General features: G+C 62.7%; 17 protein-coding genes and 1 other RNA gene. 6 read left to right on the top strand and 12 right to left on the bottom strand.

What is annotated here, in order from left to right; genetic code table 11:
• Positions 1-24: 24 nt before the first annotated feature.
• The 9 genes from rpsA to gyrA form a co-directional block, all read right to left on the bottom strand.
• Positions 25-1737, bottom strand: a complete 1713-nt coding sequence (gene rpsA / locus D7S89_RS00565) for a 30S ribosomal protein S1 (protein ID WP_121274799.1) — start codon at positions 1735-1737, stop codon at positions 25-27.
• Between the two features lie 129 nt (positions 1738-1866).
• On the bottom strand, positions 1867-2541 hold the full coding sequence (cmk, locus tag D7S89_RS00560; RefSeq protein ID WP_121274798.1) for a (d)CMP kinase: 675 nt from the start codon (positions 2539-2541) through the stop codon (positions 1867-1869).
• A 23-nt stretch (positions 2542-2564) separates the two neighbouring features.
• Complete coding sequence (aroA, locus tag D7S89_RS00555) at positions 2565-3869, bottom strand: 3-phosphoshikimate 1-carboxyvinyltransferase (RefSeq protein ID WP_121274797.1); 1305 nt, start codon at positions 3867-3869, stop codon at positions 2565-2567.
• A 12-nt stretch (positions 3870-3881) separates the two neighbouring features.
• On the bottom strand, positions 3882-4820 hold the full coding sequence (locus D7S89_RS00550; protein WP_121274796.1) for a prephenate dehydrogenase: 939 nt from the start codon (positions 4818-4820) through the stop codon (positions 3882-3884).
• Positions 4821-4886: 66 nt separating this feature from the next.
• Positions 4887-5999, bottom strand: a complete 1113-nt coding sequence (gene hisC / locus D7S89_RS00545; protein ID WP_121274795.1) for a histidinol-phosphate transaminase — start codon at positions 5997-5999, stop codon at positions 4887-4889.
• A 102-nt stretch (positions 6000-6101) separates the two neighbouring features.
• Positions 6102-7184: a prephenate dehydratase gene (pheA, locus tag D7S89_RS00540; protein WP_121274794.1), complete on the bottom strand. Its 1083-nt coding sequence runs from the start codon at positions 7182-7184 to the stop codon at positions 6102-6104.
• Positions 7185-7242: 58 nt separating this feature from the next.
• The gene (serC, locus tag D7S89_RS00535) at positions 7243-8325 is read right to left on the bottom strand and encodes a 3-phosphoserine/phosphohydroxythreonine transaminase (protein ID WP_121274793.1); all 1083 of its coding nucleotides are present in this window, start codon (positions 8323-8325) and stop codon (positions 7243-7245) included.
• A gap of 158 nt (positions 8326-8483) precedes the next feature.
• On the bottom strand, positions 8484-9074 hold the full coding sequence (locus D7S89_RS00530) for a DUF2059 domain-containing protein (protein WP_121275924.1): 591 nt from the start codon (positions 9072-9074) through the stop codon (positions 8484-8486).
• A gap of 139 nt (positions 9075-9213) precedes the next feature.
• Positions 9214-11850, bottom strand: a complete 2637-nt coding sequence (gene gyrA, locus D7S89_RS00525; protein WP_121274792.1) for a DNA gyrase subunit A — start codon at positions 11848-11850, stop codon at positions 9214-9216.
• Positions 11851-12350: 500 nt separating this feature from the next.
• Between gyrA and ompA the strand changes: the two genes are divergently transcribed.
• From ompA to ssrA, 4 genes are all read left to right on the top strand, one after another.
• Positions 12351-13004, top strand: coding sequence for an outer membrane protein OmpA (gene ompA / locus D7S89_RS00520; RefSeq protein WP_121274791.1), 654 nt, complete (start codon positions 12351-12353; stop codon positions 13002-13004).
• A gap of 183 nt (positions 13005-13187) precedes the next feature.
• On the top strand, positions 13188-13886 hold the full coding sequence (ubiG, locus tag D7S89_RS00515; RefSeq protein ID WP_121274790.1) for a bifunctional 2-polyprenyl-6-hydroxyphenol methylase/3-demethylubiquinol 3-O-methyltransferase UbiG: 699 nt from the start codon (positions 13188-13190) through the stop codon (positions 13884-13886).
• Positions 13887-13929: 43 nt separating this feature from the next.
• A complete protein-coding gene (locus D7S89_RS00510; RefSeq protein ID WP_121274789.1) occupies positions 13930-14643 on the top strand; it encodes an HAD family hydrolase in 714 nt (237 codons plus the stop codon).
• 79 nt (positions 14644-14722) lie between these two features.
• Positions 14723-15079: a transfer-messenger RNA gene (ssrA, locus tag D7S89_RS00505) on the top strand.
• A 105-nt stretch (positions 15080-15184) separates the two neighbouring features.
• Here the strand turns inward: ssrA and D7S89_RS00500 are convergent.
• Together D7S89_RS00500 and D7S89_RS00495 are read right to left on the bottom strand one after the other, a co-directional pair.
• On the bottom strand, positions 15185-15520 hold the full coding sequence (locus tag D7S89_RS00500) for a type II toxin-antitoxin system RelE/ParE family toxin (protein WP_121274788.1): 336 nt from the start codon (positions 15518-15520) through the stop codon (positions 15185-15187).
• The gene (locus tag D7S89_RS00495) at positions 15517-15753 is read right to left on the bottom strand and encodes a type II toxin-antitoxin system ParD family antitoxin (protein ID WP_121274787.1); all 237 of its coding nucleotides are present in this window, start codon (positions 15751-15753) and stop codon (positions 15517-15519) included. Before D7S89_RS00495 ends, D7S89_RS00500 begins: the two co-directional genes overlap by 4 nt.
• A gap of 155 nt (positions 15754-15908) precedes the next feature.
• Here D7S89_RS00495 and D7S89_RS00490 point away from each other — a divergent pair, with 155 nt between their 5' ends.
• Positions 15909-16208, top strand: coding sequence for a hypothetical protein (locus tag D7S89_RS00490; protein ID WP_121274786.1), 300 nt, complete (start codon positions 15909-15911; stop codon positions 16206-16208).
• A gap of 198 nt (positions 16209-16406) precedes the next feature.
• Positions 16407-16790 carry a sugar ABC transporter ATPase gene (locus D7S89_RS00485; protein ID WP_121274785.1) on the top strand — a complete coding sequence of 128 codons (384 nt, stop codon included), beginning with the start codon at positions 16407-16409 and terminating at the stop codon, positions 16788-16790.
• 37 nt (positions 16791-16827) lie between these two features.
• On the opposite strand, the gene D7S89_RS00480 is transcribed toward D7S89_RS00485, so the two are convergent.
• Positions 16828-17094 carry a hypothetical protein gene (locus tag D7S89_RS00480; protein WP_121275923.1) on the bottom strand — a complete coding sequence of 89 codons (267 nt, stop codon included), beginning with the start codon at positions 17092-17094 and terminating at the stop codon, positions 16828-16830.
• Positions 17095-17183 lie beyond the last annotated feature (89 nt).

Raw genomic sequence — 17183 nt, 5'->3', positions numbered from 1 at the left:
CTGCGGCAGACCTCTTAAGGCTTATTACTGATTCTGGCCGTCGAGCTTGGCCTTCAGCAGCGCGCCGAGGTTCGTCGTACCCGACGCAGCCGAGCTCGAGTCGGCCGCGAGGCCACGCATCGCTTCTTGCTGCTCAGCCGAATCCTTCGCCTTGATCGACAGGTTGATACCACGCGACTTGCGATCGATGTTGATGATCATCGCGTTGACCTTATCGCCTTCCTTCAGCACGTTGCGAGCATCTTCCACGCGGTCTTGCGCGATTTCCGAAGCACGCAGGTAGCCTTCGACTTCAGCCGACAGCGCAACCACAGCGCCCTTGGCATCGACCGACTTGACGATACCGTCGACGATCGAGCCCTTGTCGTTCATCGCAACGAAGTTGCTGAACGGGTCGCCCTCGAGCTGCTTGATGCCGAGCGAAATGCGTTCCTTCTCGACGTCGATGCCGAGCACGACCGCTTCCACTTCGTCGCCCTTCTTGTACTTGCGAACCGCTTCTTCGCCAGTTTCGCTCCACGACAGGTCCGACAGGTGGACCAGGCCGTCGATGCCGCCAGGCAGGCCGATGAACACGCCGAAGTCGGTGATCGACTTGATCGCGCCGCTGATCTTGTCGCCCTTCTTGAAGTTACGGCTGAAGTCGTCCCACGGATTCGGCTTGCACTGCTTCATGCCGAGGCTGATACGACGACGGTCTTCGTCGATCTCGAGCACCATGACTTCGACTTCGTCGCCGAGCTGAACAACCTTCGACGGTGCGACGTTCTTGTTCGTCCAGTCCATTTCCGACACGTGGACCAGGCCTTCGATGCCCGATTCCACTTCGACGAATGCGCCGTAGTCGGTGATGTTCGTGACCTTGCCGAACAGGCGCGTGCCCGACGGATAGCGACGCGAGATGCCTTCCCACGGATCGTCGCCCAGTTGCTTGATGCCGAGCGAGACGCGGTTCTTCTCTTGGTCGAACTTGAGGATCTTGGCCGTGACTTCCTGGCCGACCGACAGGACTTCGCTCGGGTGACGCACGCGGCGCCATGCGATGTCGGTGATGTGCAGCAGGCCGTCGATGCCGCCGAGGTCCACGAACGCACCGTAGTCGGTGATGTTCTTGACCACGCCGTTGACGATCGCGCCTTCCTTGAGCGTCTCGAGCAGCTTCGCGCGCTCTTCGCCTTGCGTCGCTTCGATCACGGCGCGGCGCGACAGCACGACGTTGTTACGCTTGCGGTCGAGCTTGATGACGCGGAATTCGAGGGTCTTGCCTTCGTACGGCGTCGTGTCCTTGACGGGACGCGTGTCGACGAGCGAGCCGGGCAGGAACGCGCGGATGCCGTTGACCATCACGGTCATGCCGCCCTTGACCTTGCCCGTGATCGTGCCGGTCACGAGTTCGTTGTTGTCGAGCGCCTTTTCGAGCGACAGCCACGAAGCGAGACGCTTCGCCTTGTCGCGCGACAGGATCGTGTCACCGTAGCCGTTTTCGAGCGCGTCGATCGCGACCGAAACGAAGTCACCCGCCTGCACTTCTACCTCGCCCTGATCGTTCAGGAATTCCTCAATGGGAATGTAGGCTTCGGACTTGAGACCAGCGTTGACGACCACAAAGTTGTGGTCCACACGCACGACTTCGGCGGAGATCACTTCGCCGGCGCGCATGTCTTGCTTGGTCAGCGACTCTTCGAAAAGGGCCGCAAAAGATTCGGTGTTCGGGTTGGAGGTTTGCAGGTCGGACATAAAAATCGTAATTGCATGGCTTCGCGCTGCCAGCCCGATCGATCAGACCGGGACAAATACGGCATGGCTGCGAGCACCATACGGGGTTAAGGGTTGATACCACGCTCCGCGCGCGAACGCGCGAAACACCTACTGTGCCTGATACCACTGCACCACTTGATCGACCGCCTGGTCGATCGTCAGCGCCGAGGTATCGAGCAGCTTTGCATCTGCTGCGGGTTTGAGCGGCGCGACTGCGCGATTGCTGTCGCGCGCATCACGTTCACGCAAATCCCGGAGCAAGTCATCCATATTAGCAGAAAATCCTTTTTGGATCAATTGCTTATACCGCCTCGCCGCGCGGGCCTCGACGCTCGCCGTCAAAAACACCTTGAGCGGGGCGTCCGGGAAGATCACCGTGCCCATGTCGCGGCCGTCCGCGACGAGCCCCGGCTCCTTGCGGAACGCGCGCTGGCGGGCGACGAGCGCGGCACGCACGGCCTGGTGCACGGCAATCGCCGACGCGCGGTTGCCGATCTCCTCGGCGCGAATCTCATTGGACACATCGACGCCGTCGAGCTGCGCGCAGCCTTCGCGAAACGTGATGTGCAGATCGCCGACCAGCGCCGCGAGGTCGTCAGCCGCATCGGGCGCGATCTCGTAGCGCAGGCTCGCGAGCGCGGCAAGTCGATAGAGCGCACCGCTGTCGAGCAAGTGAAAGCCCAGCTGGGCCGCCACGAGCGTGGCTACGGTGCCCTTGCCCGACGCGGTCGGGCCGTCGATCGCGATGACAGGGGTCTGGTGAAAGGGACGAGTCGGTTTCATCTAAGCAAAAGCAAGAACTGCGGTCAGGGGGTCACGAGCGTATTGAAACGATCGAAGTAATCGGGAAACGTCTTGCCGACGCATTTCGGATCGTTGATGCGCACCGGCACGCCGGCCAGGCTCACGAGCGAAAAGCACATCGCCATGCGGTGATCGTCATACGTATCGATCGCGGCATCCGCAGTCAAGCGCTCGGGTGGCGTGACGACCAGATAGTCGGCCCCCTCCTCGATCGTCGCACCGACCTTGCGCAGCTCCTTCGCCATTGCCGCGATGCGATCGGTTTCCTTCACGCGCCAGCTGCCGATGTTGCGCAGCGTGGTCGTGCCGCGGGCCGTCAGCGCCGCGACGGCCAGCGTCATCGCGGCATCGGGAATCAGGTTGCAATCCATGTCGATCGCCTCGAGCTGGCCGTGATCGTGACCCACGCCGCGCACCTCGATCCAGTCCTCGCCGATCGTCACGTTCGCACCCATGCGCGTCAGTGCGTCGGCGAACGCGACGTCGCCTTGAATGCTGGCATGGCCGACGCCCACCACTCGCACCGGCCCGCCGGCCAGCGCACCGGCAGCCAGGAAATACGAAGCCGACGACGCATCGCCCTCGACCGCGATCGTGCCCGGCGCGCGATAGCGCACGCCGGCCGGCACCGTGAAGCGCTGCCAGCCTTCGCGCTCGACCGTCACGCCGAAGCGCGCCATGAGCCGCATCGTGATCTCGATGTAGGGCTTCGAGATCAGTTCGCCCTCGACTTCGAGCACGACCTGCCCGCTTTCGGCGCGCACGAGCGGCAGCGCCATCAGCAGCGCCGTCAGGAATTGACTCGAGACGTCGCCGCGCACGCGGATCGGCGCATCGACCGTAATCTCCCCCGCCCGGATCCTGAGCGGCGGATAGCCCTCGTTGGCTTCATAGTCGATGCGCGCGCCGATCTGCCGCAAGCCGTCGACGAGATCGCCGATCGGGCGCTCGTGCATGCGCGGCACGCCGTGCACGCGATAGTCGCCGCCGTTGACCGCCAGCGCCGCCGTGAGCGGACGAATCGCCGTACCGGCGTTGCCCAGAAACAGATCGGCCGTCTTGGCCGTAAACGCACCGCGCGTGCCCGCGACGACACACACGTCGCCTTCGCGCTTGAGCTTCACGCCGAGCTTGGTCAGCGCATCGAGCATCACGCGCGTGTCGTCCGAATCGAGCAGATTCGTGATCGTCGTTTCGCCCTCTGCCAGTGCCGCGAGCAGCAGCACGCGATTGGAAATGCTCTTCGAGCCGGGCAGGCGGACGGTGCCCTGCGCGCGGGAAAACGGTCCGAGATCCAGATATTCCATAGCGTTTCCTGTTTATGTCGATGCGAGATCGTCGAGCGGACGCGCGGCTCTCGCGCCACGCTCCAGCCATCCGGTACGTGCCTCGCGCGAGCGCGCGAACACCGCTTCGAGCGTCGCGCCGTCGCCCGCCAACATGGCGGCGCGCAAACGCGCGAGCACTGCCATATAAGCGTCGAGTTCGTCGACGAGCGCTTCGCGGTTGGCCAAGCAGACATCGCGCCACATCTCGGGGCTCGATGCCGCGATGCGAGTGAAATCACGAAAGCCGCCGGCCGCGAACGAAAACTTCAGCGCGCTATCGGCTTCGCCGAGGATCTGCTCGACGAGCGCGAACGACAGCAGATGCGGCAAATGACTGACGGCGGCGAACACGCGATCGTGTTGCGCGCCATCCATGGTGCGCACATGCGCCCCGGTGGCGCGCCACATGGCTTCGATACGGTGCACGTCGTCAGGCCGGTTCTCGGGCAGTGCGCACAGCACCACGTTGCGGCCCACGTACAGATCGGCGAGCGCCGCTTCGACGCCGCTCGACTCGCGCCCTGCGATCGGGTGGCCCGGCACGAACTGGCCGATGCGCGCCCCGAGCGCCTCACGGGCCGCAGCGATCACGTCGCTCTTCGTGCTGCCCGCATCGGTGATCAACGTGGCGGCATCGAGAAACGGTGCGATCCGCCGAAGCAGCGGCCCCGTCTGCGCGACCGGTGCGGCCAGCAGCACGAGGTCCGCACCGGCAAGCGCGCGAGCGAGCGATGCATCGTCCTCGAGCGCCGCGATTTCGTCGACGACGCCGAGTTGCCGCGCCCGTTCGCCCGATGCGCTCGAGCGCCCCACACCGACGATCGAGCCGCCTCGCGCGACACCGCCGCGCTCGCGCAACGCGCGCGCCAGCGAGCCGCCGATCAAGCCGACGCCGAAGATCACCAATTTTTCGAAAGAGAACGTGGTCACAACGGAGCTACCAGAACAAAGCGCGCGCCCGGAACACCGGGTGCGCGCGAGGGGAAATGCGGCGGCTTACGCCGTCGCGAGCGCCTTCTCGAGCGCCGCGATGAATGCTTCGTTTTCCTCGGGCAGACCGACCGTCACGCGCAGCCACTGCGGCAGCCCGTAGTTGCCGACCGGCCGCACGATCACGCCCTGCTTGAGCAGCGCGAGGTTCACGCGCGCGCCCGCACCGTCGTCGTTGCCGACGCGCACGAGCACGAAGTTGCCCGACGACGGTACGTACTCGAGGCCGAGCTTGTCGAACGCATCGGTCAGGCATTGGTAACCGGTTGCATTGAGCGTCGCGCTCTTCTCGAGGAAGGGGCGATCGTTCAGCGCCGCGATGGCCGCTGCCTGCGCGATCGTGTTGACGTTGAACGGCTGACGCAGACGATTCATCAGATCGGTCAGCTCGGGCTGAGCGATCGCGAAGCCGACGCGCAGACCGGCCAGCCCGAACGCCTTCGAGAACGTGCGCGACACCAGCAGGTTCGGAAAGCGGCGCACCCACGCGATCGAGTCATAGCGCTTGTCGGCCGACAGATATTCGGTGTATGCCTCGTCGAGCACGACGACGACGTTCTTGGGCACCTTCTCGAGAAATGCCTCGAGCACCGGACCTTCGACGAACGTGCCGGTCGGGTTGTTCGGGTTCGCGATGAAGATGAGCCGCGTGTCGGGCTCAATCGCGCGCAGCATCGCATCGAGGTCGTGCCCGTACTGCACTGCCGGAACGACGATCGCGCGCGCCCCGAGACCTTGCGTCGCGAGTGCGTACACGGCGAACGAGTATTGCGCGTAGATGATCGACTGCGACTTCTCGACGAATGCATGCGCGGCCAGTTCGAGGATGTCGTTGCTGCCGTTGCCAAGCGTGATCCAGTCAGCCGGCACGCCGTAGTGCGCGCTCAAAGCGGCCTTCAGCTCGAACGCGTTGGCATCGGGATAACGACCCAGTTCCGCGGCAGCGGCAGTCATCGCTGCCTTGGCCGAATCGGGCATGCCGAGCGGGTTCTCGTTCGACGCCAGCTTCACGATATGCGCCTCATCGAGCCCGAATTCGCGCGCGACTTCCGAGATCGGCTTGCCGGCGACATAGGGGGCGATTTCACGCACGTAGGAAGGGCCGTATTGCATTGTCATGTGTGTCTCCAAAGCGGACAGTGCGGGTGAAGCAGGATGGTTCGACGCGCGAGGCGCATCGCGACAAGCAAGCTGAAGCGATGCGACGCACCGCGGCACGCATTAACGCGCACGCGGATAGGAGCCGAGAATCTTGAGGAATGCGGCTTTCCTTTCGAGCTCGGCGAGCGTCGCGGCAACGGGTGCCTCTTCGCGATGACCTTCGACGTCGATATAGAAGTAATACTCCCAGGTGCCGACCCGGGCCGGACGCGATTCGAAGCGCGTCATCGACACGCCATGCCGCGCCAGCGGCTCGAGCAGCTTGAATACGGCGCCCGGCTCGTTCTTCACGGAGACGATCAGCGAAGTCTGGTCGTGTCCGCTCGGACAAGCGGGCGTATGACCGATCATGACGAAACGCGTCCGGTTGTGCGGATCGTCCTGAATCAGCGGATAAGCGATTTGCAGGCCGTAATGGGCCGCCGCGCGATCGCTCGCGATCGCGGCGACGCCGGCATCGTGCGAGGCGAGACGCGCCGCCTCGGCATTGCTCGACACGGCCTGACGCTCGATGTGCGGCAGATGCGCCATGAGCCAGCGTTGACACTGCGCGAGCGCCTGCGGATGGGCACATACGCGCGTGATGCCCGTCAGAGCGCCGCTCAGCGTCAGCAGATTGTGGCGAATCGGCAGCGCGAGCTCGCCGCCGATCACGAGTTGCGATTGCAGCAGCAGATCGAGCGTGCGCGACACCGCGCCTTCGCTCGAGTTTTCGACGGGCACGACACCGAATTCCGCCCCACCCGCCTCGACGCTGCGAAACACCTCGTCAATCGACTGGCAGGCAAGCCCTTCGATCGAATGACCGAAGTACTCGTACATCGCTTCTTCGCTATAGGTGCCGGCCGGGCCCAGGTAAGCGGCCTTCACGGTCCGCTCGAGCGAGCGGCTTGCCGCCATGATTTCGCGCCAGATGGCGCTGATGTGCTCGCCTGCCAGCGGGCCATCGCTGATGTGCTGGAGCCGCGCGATGACCTGCTGCTCACGTTCAGGCCGAAACACGGGTGCGTTGAAGTGCTTCTTGACCTCGCCCACTTCGAGGGCGATGGCCGCACGCTGATTGAGCAGCGTGATCAGTTGCGCGTCGATCGCGTCGATGCGATCGCGCAACGGCTTCAGTTTGGAATTGAGTTCGTCGTCCATGCGTATAAGGGCCGTATCGAAAGTCGGCGCGCGTTGACTACGCGCCTTGTCTCGCGCATCACGCGCGCGACTGTTCGAATTCCTTCATGTACTCGACGAGCGCTTTCACGCCCTCGAGCGGCACCGCGTTGTAGATCGACGCCCGCATACCGCCTACGGACTTGTGGCCCTTCAGCTGCATCAGCCCGCGCGCCTTGGCGCCGGCCAGGAAATCTTCGTTGCGCGACTCGTCCGCGAGGAAAAACGGTACGTTCATCCGCGAACGCGCCGCGCGCTCCACCTTGTTGATGTAGAAGTCGCTCGTGTCGATGGTCTCGTACAGGAGCTTCGCCTTCTCCAGATTGCGCGCCTCGATGGCCTCGAGGCCCCCTTGGCGCTTCAGCCATTTGAACACGAGCCCCGCGATATAGATCGCGTAGGTGGGCGGCGTGTTGTACATCGAATTGTTCTCGGCGACGGTGCGCCATTCGAAAGCCGACGGGCAGATCGGCAGCGCGCGGTCGAGCAGATCCTCGCGCACGATGACGATCGTCATGCCGGCCATGCCGATGTTCTTCTGCGCCCCGCCATAGAGCACGCCGAACTTCGCGACGTCGAGTGGACGCGACAGCACATGCGACGAGACGTCGGCCACCAGCGGAATGTCGCCGAGATCGGGAATCTCGAACGTCTCGACACCGTGGATCGTCTCGTTCGTGCACAGATGCACGTAGGCGGGATTGTCGGACAAATGCCATTCGGCACGCGCCGGCGAACGCGTGAAGCCGGCGGCTGTTTCGCCGGTCGCAGCCATGTGAGGCGTGCAGTACTTGGCCGCTTCTTTGAGCGTCTTTTGCGACCACGAGCCCGTGACCACGAAGTCGGCCGTCGTATGCGAACCGAGCATGTTCATCGGCACGATCGCGTTCTCTCCGAGCCCACCACCCTGCAAAAAGAGAATGCGGTGGCTGGCCGGCACCTTGAGCAATTCACGCAGGTCGAGCAGCGCCTCTTCGTGAATCGACATGAATTCGCGTCCACGATGGCTCATCTCCATCACGCTCATGCCGCTGCCGTGCCAGTCGAGCATTTCGTCGGCAGCCTGGCGCAACACCTCTTCCGGCAATGCCGCGGGACCGGCAGAGAAGTTGAAGACGCGCATCGTTGAGAACCCCCGAAAGTGGGCGCGGCGGCATAAAGACACCGATGAGGCCGCGCCGATCAGAAATAGAAATGGCCGTTCGCGCTCGCACGCAAACGGCCATTATCGCACCGCCGTTCGAAACCCGCTTCCCGCGGGTTACCCGATTCGGACGAGGCTTACTTGCCCGGCTTGACCGACGAAACTTCCTTGTCGGCTTGGTCGCGCGTTGCCTTGATCGATTGCGGCATGTACTTCTGCATCAGGCCATTCACGACGTCGCGGCCGACCTGGTCTTGCACTTCGATGAACTTGCGGCCCGTCGGGCTCTTGTAGAACGTCGTCAGGTCCTTGATTTCCTGCGCGCTGTAGTACTTCGCGTACGCGTCGTACTGAGCTTGCATCGCGTCCTGACGGAAGGCGTCCGTCCCGAAGACCTGGCCAGCCGAGTCCACGAGCTTGGGCACCGCGTTCTTTTGCAGCGTCGGCACAGCGGCTTGCTTTTGCTTGTCCGACATCGTCTTGTTTTCCGACAGCGCGTCCGACAGGATCGCCGGAACGAGCTGCTTGGCTTGCATCTGCGCGCTGCTGCCGATCGCGCCGACCAGCTTCTGCGCATCGATCGCTTCGAGCAGTTCCTTGATCGCAGCCTGCTTGGCCGGATCGGCCGGCGCTTGAGCGGCCGGCGCTTGAGACTGGAGCGCTTGCGCCATCGCGAAGGTGGGCACGAAAGCAGCCAGCAGCATCCATTGCTTGAATCGTCGTTGCATCATCACTCCCTTTATAAAAATGAGTCGATTGCCACGCGAAGCCCCGTCTCACGGCCCCTGCCGTGGATCATCCGAGTCTCGCGCGTTGTCGTGTTTAGTCAGTTCAGGCGCTTGCGGCAAACAGATCGATCGAAATCGATCATGCCTCACCACCATTCTCGCCGCCCTCGCCGTTTTCGTCGTCGGCTGCCGTGCTGCTGTCAGCTTCACCGTCGCCGTCCGCTTCCGCGATCTGCTGCAGGCCGGAGAGCTTCGTACCCTCATCGAGGCTGATGAGTGTAACACCCTGCGTCGCACGCCCCATCTCGCGGATCTCCGCGACACGCGTGCGAATCAGCACGCCCGTCGTCGTGATCAGCATGATCTGGTCTTCCGCGTCGACGAGCGTCGCGGCGACGACCTTGCCGTTACGCTCGGACGTCTGGATCGCGATCATGCCCTTCGTGCCGCGTCCATGGCGCGTGTACTCGGTGATCGGCGTGCGCTTGCCGTAGCCGTTCTCGGTCGCCGTGAGCACCGTCTGCTCTTCGCTGCCCGCGACGAGCAGCGCGATGACCTGCTGCCCGTCCTCGAGCTGCATGCCGCGAACGCCACGCGCCTCGCGGCCCATCGGACGCACGTCGTTTTCGTCGAAACGCACGGCTTTGCCGGCATCGGAGAACAGCATGACGTCGTGCTGACCGTCGGTGATCGCCGCGCCGATCAGGTAGTCGCCCTCATCGAGGCCGACCGCAATAATACCCTTGCGCAGCGGTCTGCTGAAGGCTTCGAGCGGGGTCTTCTTGACCGTGCCGAGCGCCGTCGCCATGAAGACGAACTTATCGGCCGAGAATTCCTTGACCGGCAGCACCACGTTGATCTTCTCGCCTTCCTGCAGCGGGAACATGTTGACGATCGGCCGGCCGCGCGCGTTGCGCGAGCCTTGCGGCACCTCGTAGACCTTCACCCAGTACACACGCCCGCGATTCGAGAAGCACAGGATGTGATCGTGCGTGTTGGCGATGAAGAGCGTGTCGATCCAGTCGTCTTCCTTCATCTGCGTCGCCTGCTTGCCGCGTCCGCCGCGCTTTTGCGCGCGATATTCGGACAGCGGCTGCGACTTCACGTAGCCGGTGTGCGACATCGTGACCACCATGTCCTGCGGGGTGATCAGATCTTCGGTGTTGAGTTCGGTCGCGTTGAGCTCGATCTTCGAGCGGCGCGCATCGCCGAACTCGGCCTTCACGGCCGTCAGCTCGTCGCCGATGATGGTCGTGATGCGTTCGGGGCGGGCCAGGATATCGAGGAGGTCGGCGATCTGCGCCATGACTTCGCGGTACTCGCCGATGATCTTGTCCTGCTCGAGGCCCGTCAGGCGTTGCAGGCGCATTTGCAGGATTTCCTGCGCCTGCGTATCGGACAGCTTGTAGAGGCCGTCGCCCTGCATGCCGAACGCCGGGTTCAGGCCCTCGGGACGATAGGCCTCGCGTCCGCCCGCCGTCGCGTTCTCGGTTTCGGCACGTGCGAGCATCTCGCGCACGAGCGACGAATCCCATGCGTGCGCCATCAACTCCTGCTTGGCGATCGGCGGCGTCGGCGCGGCCTTGATGATGGCGATGAACTCGTCGATGTTCGCGAGCGCGACCGCCAGGCCCTCGAGCACGTGGCCGCGTTCACGCGCCTTGCGCAGCTCGTATACAGTGCGCCGCGTCAGCACTTCCCGCCGGTGCGACAGGAAGCAGTCGAGCATCTCCTTCAGGTTGAGCAGCTTCGGCTGGCCGTCGACGAGCGCGACCATGTTCATGCCGAAGGTGTCTTGCAGCTGCGTCGCCTTGTACAGGTTGTTCAGCACCACCTCGGGCACTTCGCCGCGCTTGAGCTCGATCACGACGCGCATGCCGCTCTTGTCGGACTCGTCGCGGATGTCGGAGATGCCCTCGAGCTTCTTCTCGTTGACGAGCTCGGCGATACGCTCGAGCAGCGAGCGCTTGTTCACCTGATACGGCAACTCGTCGACGATGATCGCCATGCGCTGGCCGCGATCGATTTCCTCGAAGTGCGTCTGCGCGCGCATGACTACGCGCCCACGCCCCGTGCGGTAGCCGTCGCGCACGCCCGCCACGCCGTAGATGATGCCGGCGGTCGGAAAATCGGGCGCTGGGATGATCTCGATCAGCTCGTCGATGCTCGCCTGCGGATTCTTGAGCAGGTGATGGCACGCATCGACGACTTCGTTGAGGTTGTGCGGCGGAATGTTCGTCGCCATGCCGACCGCGATGCCCGACGAACCATTGATCAGCAGATTCGGAATCCGCGCGGGCAGAATCAGCGGCTCGGATTCGCTGCCGTCATAGTTGGGACCGAAGTCGACCGTTTCCTTGTCGATGTCGGCGAGCAGCTCGTGACCGATCTTCGCCATGCGGATTTCGGTGTACCGCATGGCGGCGGCGTTGTCGCCGTCGATCGATCCGAAGTTGCCCTGCCCGTCGACGAGCATGTAGCGCAGCGAGAAGTCCTGCGCCATCCGCACGATCGTGTCGTAGACGGCCGTATCACCGTGCGGGTGGTACTTACCGATCACGTCGCCGACGATACGCGCCGATTTCTTGTAGGCACGGTTCCAGTCGTTGTTGAGCTCGTGCATCGCGTAGAGCACGCGGCGATGCACAGGCTTCAGGCCATCCCGGACGTCGGGGAGCGCGCGCCCCACGATCACGCTCATCGCGTAATCGAGATACGAACGGCGCATTTCCTCCTCGAGGGAGATTGGCAGAGTCTCTTTGGCGAATTGATCCATTATCCGTATCTTTTTCAGGCGAAAACGAACTCGTACCGTCCGCCCCCGCAAGACCCCTGCACGAAAGCAGGGCATCTCGCGATTCTACCATGCGCCACATGCGCGCCCGCCGCCGTTCGCGTGCAGGACTCGCATGCGACGACGGGGACCATTGGAGAGCGGCGCGCCGTGATCGGCAAATTTTCCCTTGCTCGAGTCATTTTTTCCTCCGCCCTGGCACGCATCGTGCGGCCCCCGTCGGCCGCTAAGCCACGCCCAGCCTTGTGTTGCGCGTGCGCCACAATTGAGTCCGACGATAGGAGGCGGGCGGGGATTTTTTTTCGTAAGAAGGGAACGATATGGCAAAATGCCAACGCACTTGGTCAGGCACTGCTCGAAGTGTCCACAGGGTCACGATTTTTTGTACCGCACCAATGTTATACTTCGAGCAATGTTTGACTCGTCTTGGTCATCCAGGCTCGCAGTAAACCTGCGGTAATCTCAATTTCGAGAGGAGAAATATGAATAAACTTTCAAAGCTCGCGTTCATTGCAGCTACCGCGGTTATGGCTGCATCCGCTTCGGCACAATCGGTGCCGGCGTCGCGACAAGCAACGAATGACAACTGGGTGAACGGCACCGGCGAATACGTGTGGATGAACGGCACGAACGAGCTTTGCTGGCGCGATGCGTTCTGGACGCCGGCAACGGCGAACGCGAAGTGCGACGGCGCCCTCGTGGCGCAAGCACCGACGCCCCCGGCTGCTCCGGCCGCCCCGGCTGCTCCGGCGATCACGAGCCAAAAGGTCACCTACCAAGCTGACACGCTGTTCGACTTCGACAAGGCTGTCCTGAAGCCGGCTGGCAAGGAAAAGCTCGACGAACTCGCTTCGAAGATCCAAGGTATGAACCTCGAAGTCGTCGTGGCAACGGGTTACACCGACCGCGTCGGTTCGGACAAGTACAACGACCGTCTGTCGCTGCGCCGTGCGCAAGCTGTGAAGGCTTACCTGGTCAGCAAGGGCATCGAAGCCAACCGTGTCTACACGGAAGGCAAGGGCAAGAAGAACCCGGTGACGACCGGCTGCAACCAGAAGAACCGCAAGCAGCTGATCACCTGCCTCGCACCGGACCGCCGCGTGGAAGTGGAAGTGGTCGGTACGGCAAAGCAGTAAGCTGCGATTGCCGCATGAAAAAACCCCGCCTCGGCGGGGTTTTTTTCTGCCGGTACGCTGTGGTACGCGCCGGCCATGCGACAAAAGCTCGCCAGTTTTCTCGCCCCGCTTCGCTTTTGCCTCCGACTGAGCCTCGATATACTCGGGGCTGCCCCGCAGACCCTATCTCGCCCGCCTACCGATATGACGAATGCCGATCCCCACGAATTGCAGAAGTTCAGCGATCTCGCCCATCGCTGGTGGGATCCGAACGCGGAGTTCAAGCCGCTGCATGAGCTGAATCCCGTTCGGCTCAACTGGATCGATGCCCATGCCCATCTTGCCGGGAAGCGCGTCCTCGATATCGGCTGCGGCGGCGGCATCCTGTCCGAGTCGATGGCGGGGCTCGGCGCGCAAGTCAAAGGGATCGATCTGTCGTCGCAAGCCCTCGGCGTCGCCGATCTGCACAGTCTCGAAAGCGGCATCGGCGTCGAGTACGAGGAAATCGCAGCCGAAGCGCTGGCCGCGCGCGAACCGGGCACCTACGACGTCGTAACGTGCATGGAGATGCTCGAGCACGTGCCCGACCCCGCAGCGATCGTCAAAGCCTGCGCCACGCTCGTCAAACCGGGCGGCTGGGTGTTCTTTTCGACCCTCAATCGCAACGTCAAGTCGTATCTGTTCGCGGTCATCGGCGCCGAATACGTGGCACAAATGCTGCCCAAGGGGACACACGACTACGCGCGCTTCATCCGGCCATCGGAGCTCGCGACGTTCGTGCGCGCCGCCGAGCTGCTCGGCGTCGAGATCAAGGGCATCACCTATCGGCCGCTCAGCAAGCACTTCGCCCTGTCGGACGATACGAGCGTCAATTATCTGTTCGCGTGCCGCCGGCCCGTTTGAGCCTCCTTGCCTGTTTTTGAAGATTCGTCTGCCGAGCTAATTCATGAGCCAACCGACGTCGCTGCCCGAGCGAAACGACAAACCCGCCACAGTCGGCCTGTGCCGTGCCGCCCTGTTCGATCTTGACGGCACGCTTGCCGATACCGCTCCCGATCTCGTTGCCGCCGTCAACAAAATGCGGCGTGAACGCGGCCTCGAGCTTCTGCCGTTCGAGCAATTGCGCCCGCTTGCTTCGGCTGGCGCACGTGGGCTGCTCGGCGGCGCATTCGGCATCGGCCCCGAAGATCGCGATTTCGCCCCGATGCGCGAAGAATTTCTCGCCAACTACGAAGCCGATCTGTGCATCGAAACGGTACTCTTCCCGGGAATCGGCGAGCTGCTCGACGAGCTCGACGCGCGCGGCATCGGCTGGGGCATCGTGACGAACAAGGTGGAGCGGCTAACGAAGCCGCTCGTCGAACAGCTTGGCCTCGCCGCGCGTGCACGCTGCGTCGTGAGCGGCGATACGACGCCGCACGCGAAGCCACACCCTGCCCCGCTTTTGCACGCGGCCAACGAAATGGCGATGCGACCTGAGCACATCGTGTACATCGGCGACGACCTGCGCGACGTGCAGGCCGGCTTTGCCGCAGGCATGGTGACGATCGCGGCCGCATACGGGTATTGCGGCAACGAAGTGCCGCCCTCGATGTGGCACGCACAGCATATCGTCGAATCGCCGACGCAATTGCGGCGGCTCCTGAGCGAGCTTGGCTAGCCAGCCCCGTCGCCAGGCATCTTGAAATACGCGAGGCCAACATACTCTTGCGTTCTGTGGGATAATTCCACGTTCCGCTGGGGCCGACCTGGTTTCGACGTGGATAACGAAGCAGTTCAGGGCATACCGAGGACCCGTCACCTCGTTAATCAATGGGACTTAAGTAACTGCAAACGACGAAACGTTCGCATTGGCGGCTTAACCCCGCCAGCCTCGCACTAGCTCGCTGATGGGCTAGGGTCGCAAGACTAGCGAGGTCATTCACATCAGCTAATCCTCGGTGGCGTCACGACGCCGGGGCCAAAAATCTAGTGACTCGCCGTAACGAAGCGTGTTCGTCCGCGTCGGTGCGGTTAAATCAAATGATAGAACTAAGTATGTAGAACTGGCTGTGGACTATTTGCGGACGCGGGTTCGATTCCCGCCGGCTCCACCAAAATGTCGTTTTGAGAAGTTAGAGCAAGTCTTGAAACACCCCGAAAGCCCGCGTTGCAGCGGGCTTTTGCTTTGGTTTTGCATGCTTCAATATCCCTCTCGTCCGTCAACGGGACTGACCCGCTGAGTCCCCCAGCCATGCCGGGATATCCCGCATGCCGTGCAGGACCCGCCAAACATCAATATGACCGTCGCACTCGACATAGAACAGAAGATACGGGTAGCCCCTCAAAGACCACGAGCGCAAATCAGGAAGGTCTAGCTCATGAGCATAGCGGGGCGAGCCGCTGGCCGGTTCGCGTGCGATATGCGCATAACCCTGCTCCAGGGCATCGATGAAGCCCAGCGCAGCCTGCTCGGATTCTTGGCCAAGGTAGTAGGCCACAGCCTCGTCGACATCATGCCTGGCCTGTTCTCGCGGGAAGACTCGTTTAGCGGTCATCCGCGCGCGGCCCGCACGCGCTCACGCAAAGAATCAAAGTAGCCTTGATCCACCGCTGAAGTTGAAGGCGATGCCGCTCCGGCCAGCAGCAAGCTACGCAACTGCTGGCGATCCTGGTCCTTGCGAATCAGTTCGCGCACGTACTCACTGCTCGTGCCGTAACCGCGTCGGCCGACCTGCTCGTCGACGAAAGCCTTGAGGGTCTCGGGAAGGGAAATATTCATCGTGCTCATGAACGCATCCTAGTCGGCTTGGCAAAATTTGGCAAACCGCGCACCTCGTCGAGCCACCGCGACGCTCGAATTTGACTGATCCGACCCCAGCACTTAAAGTGCAATCGCGATCGTCAATGTCAATCGCGTAGTCGCACGCTATCGGAGAAAAATAAATGGCCACCGCCGTATTAATCAAGCACCCCGGATCGGGGATGATGAAAAAAGGGTATTTCGGGTTCAGCTGGACCTATCTATTTTTTGGGTGGTGGGTGCCCTTGTTCCGAGGCGAAGTCAGCATCGCCGCACTTCATCTGCTTCTGACCGTCTTCACGCTGTCGCTTTGGCAGTTCATCATGGCATTCCTGTACAACAAGCAGTACATGACGAGAATGCTGGTCGACAAGGGATTCGTGCTTGCCGACAGCAATGCCAAGAACACAGAAGCGCGTATCAAGCTAGGTATCGCGCTGTAACGCAATGACGGGCGGCCAGCCCTGGTCGGCTGGCTGCCGGGCAGCCCCAGCGCGCGTCGCCCCCTCATCCATTCACATTCGGTTACACCAATCCGGCCCGCTGCCCGGATTTCACCTTCTGTTCGGCCAATTGCACACCATCGTCCGACGCTACACTGGCGTTCATTCGATGTGCCACCCCGCGTTTGCCGAACCGCCATGACTCGACGCCTCCCCGCCCTCGCCCTGATTGCCGCCGCAACAACCGCCCTGCTCTCGGCCTGCGGGTCCGATCCCATCGCGAGCGCACCGCAAAGCGCCGCTACGGCAAACGGAGCGGCACCGACGATCTCCTTCAAATCGATGCGCTCGACCTCCTCGATCGCCAGTTGCTTGTCGAGCCGCGTCGGCGGTGTACGCCAAAGCACCGGTGGGGGCCGCACGCAGCTCGCGGTGGGCCGTGGCGCAGGCAGCTATGCGTGGCTGATCACGCTGACCCCCTCGGGCACGGGCACGGTAGTCCAGGCGCAAAAGGCCCACGACGCCGATTCATCCGTCGACGAACCCGAGCTGCGCTTTCATCTTGCCCGCTGCTCGGTCTGATCGAGGGGCTTAACGCTCCTTACGCCTGACGCTCGACTCACTCGGCGTCGTCGGGACACTGCAGGTTGCAGCCGTTCGGGTCGCCGAGGTCGCCGCGCTTGCGCATCTTCGAGGTGCGCGACTGATATTTCTTCGATGGTGCCGATGCCGCAAATTGCATTTGCGGATGCTCTTGCAGCTTGAATTGATCGTCGAGGATGCCGCCCGGCACGCCAGGCGAGTTCTGCGCGAAAGCCAGCGAGGTGACAGCGGTGAGCACGCCGGCCGCGATCGCGGCCGCACAAGCGTTCGTAATGAATTTCATATCGAGATGGCCGCGCGCAAGCCGCGCGGAATAGACGTGATTCGCAAGTCTGCAAGCGTAACGCAGAATCGCCACGCACGGCGGCGACA

The organism is Trinickia fusca, assembly GCF_003628145.1.
GTDB classification, from domain to species: domain Bacteria; phylum Pseudomonadota; class Gammaproteobacteria; order Burkholderiales; family Burkholderiaceae; genus Trinickia; species Trinickia fusca.
The sequence above is the reverse complement of the archived record's forward strand: the minus strand, read 5'-3'. Positions and strand labels throughout refer to the sequence as shown.

Excerpts from the sequence above, each read along its gene's own strand:
- rpsA (WP_121274799.1), bottom strand. The coding sequence starts at position 1,737 with ATGTCCGACCTGCAAACCTCCAACCCGAACACCGAATCTTTTGCGGCC.
- cmk (WP_121274798.1), bottom strand. The coding sequence starts at position 2,541 with ATGAAACCGACTCGTCCCTTTCACCAGACCCCTGTCATCGCGATCGAC.
- aroA (WP_121274797.1), bottom strand. The coding sequence starts at position 3,869 with ATGGAATATCTGGATCTCGGACCGTTTTCCCGCGCGCAGGGCACCGTC.
- hisC (WP_121274795.1), bottom strand. The coding sequence starts at position 5,999 with ATGACAATGCAATACGGCCCTTCCTACGTGCGTGAAATCGCCCCCTAT.
- pheA (WP_121274794.1), bottom strand. The coding sequence starts at position 7,184 with ATGGACGACGAACTCAATTCCAAACTGAAGCCGTTGCGCGATCGCATC.
- serC (WP_121274793.1), bottom strand. The coding sequence starts at position 8,325 with ATGCGCGTCTTCAACTTCTCTGCCGGTCCCGCGGCATTGCCGGAAGAG.
- D7S89_RS00530 (WP_121275924.1), bottom strand. The coding sequence starts at position 9,074 with ATGCAACGACGATTCAAGCAATGGATGCTGCTGGCTGCTTTCGTGCCC.
- gyrA (WP_121274792.1), bottom strand. The coding sequence starts at position 11,850 with ATGGATCAATTCGCCAAAGAGACTCTGCCAATCTCCCTCGAGGAGGAA.
- ompA (WP_121274791.1), top strand. The coding sequence starts at position 12,351 with ATGAATAAACTTTCAAAGCTCGCGTTCATTGCAGCTACCGCGGTTATG.
- ubiG (WP_121274790.1), top strand. The coding sequence starts at position 13,188 with ATGACGAATGCCGATCCCCACGAATTGCAGAAGTTCAGCGATCTCGCC.
- D7S89_RS00510 (WP_121274789.1), top strand. The coding sequence starts at position 13,930 with ATGAGCCAACCGACGTCGCTGCCCGAGCGAAACGACAAACCCGCCACA.
- D7S89_RS00500 (WP_121274788.1), bottom strand. The coding sequence starts at position 15,520 with ATGACCGCTAAACGAGTCTTCCCGCGAGAACAGGCCAGGCATGATGTC.
- D7S89_RS00495 (WP_121274787.1), bottom strand. The coding sequence starts at position 15,753 with ATGAGCACGATGAATATTTCCCTTCCCGAGACCCTCAAGGCTTTCGTC.
- D7S89_RS00490 (WP_121274786.1), top strand. The coding sequence starts at position 15,909 with ATGGCCACCGCCGTATTAATCAAGCACCCCGGATCGGGGATGATGAAA.
- D7S89_RS00485 (WP_121274785.1), top strand. The coding sequence starts at position 16,407 with ATGACTCGACGCCTCCCCGCCCTCGCCCTGATTGCCGCCGCAACAACC.
- D7S89_RS00480 (WP_121275923.1), bottom strand. The coding sequence starts at position 17,094 with ATGAAATTCATTACGAACGCTTGTGCGGCCGCGATCGCGGCCGGCGTG.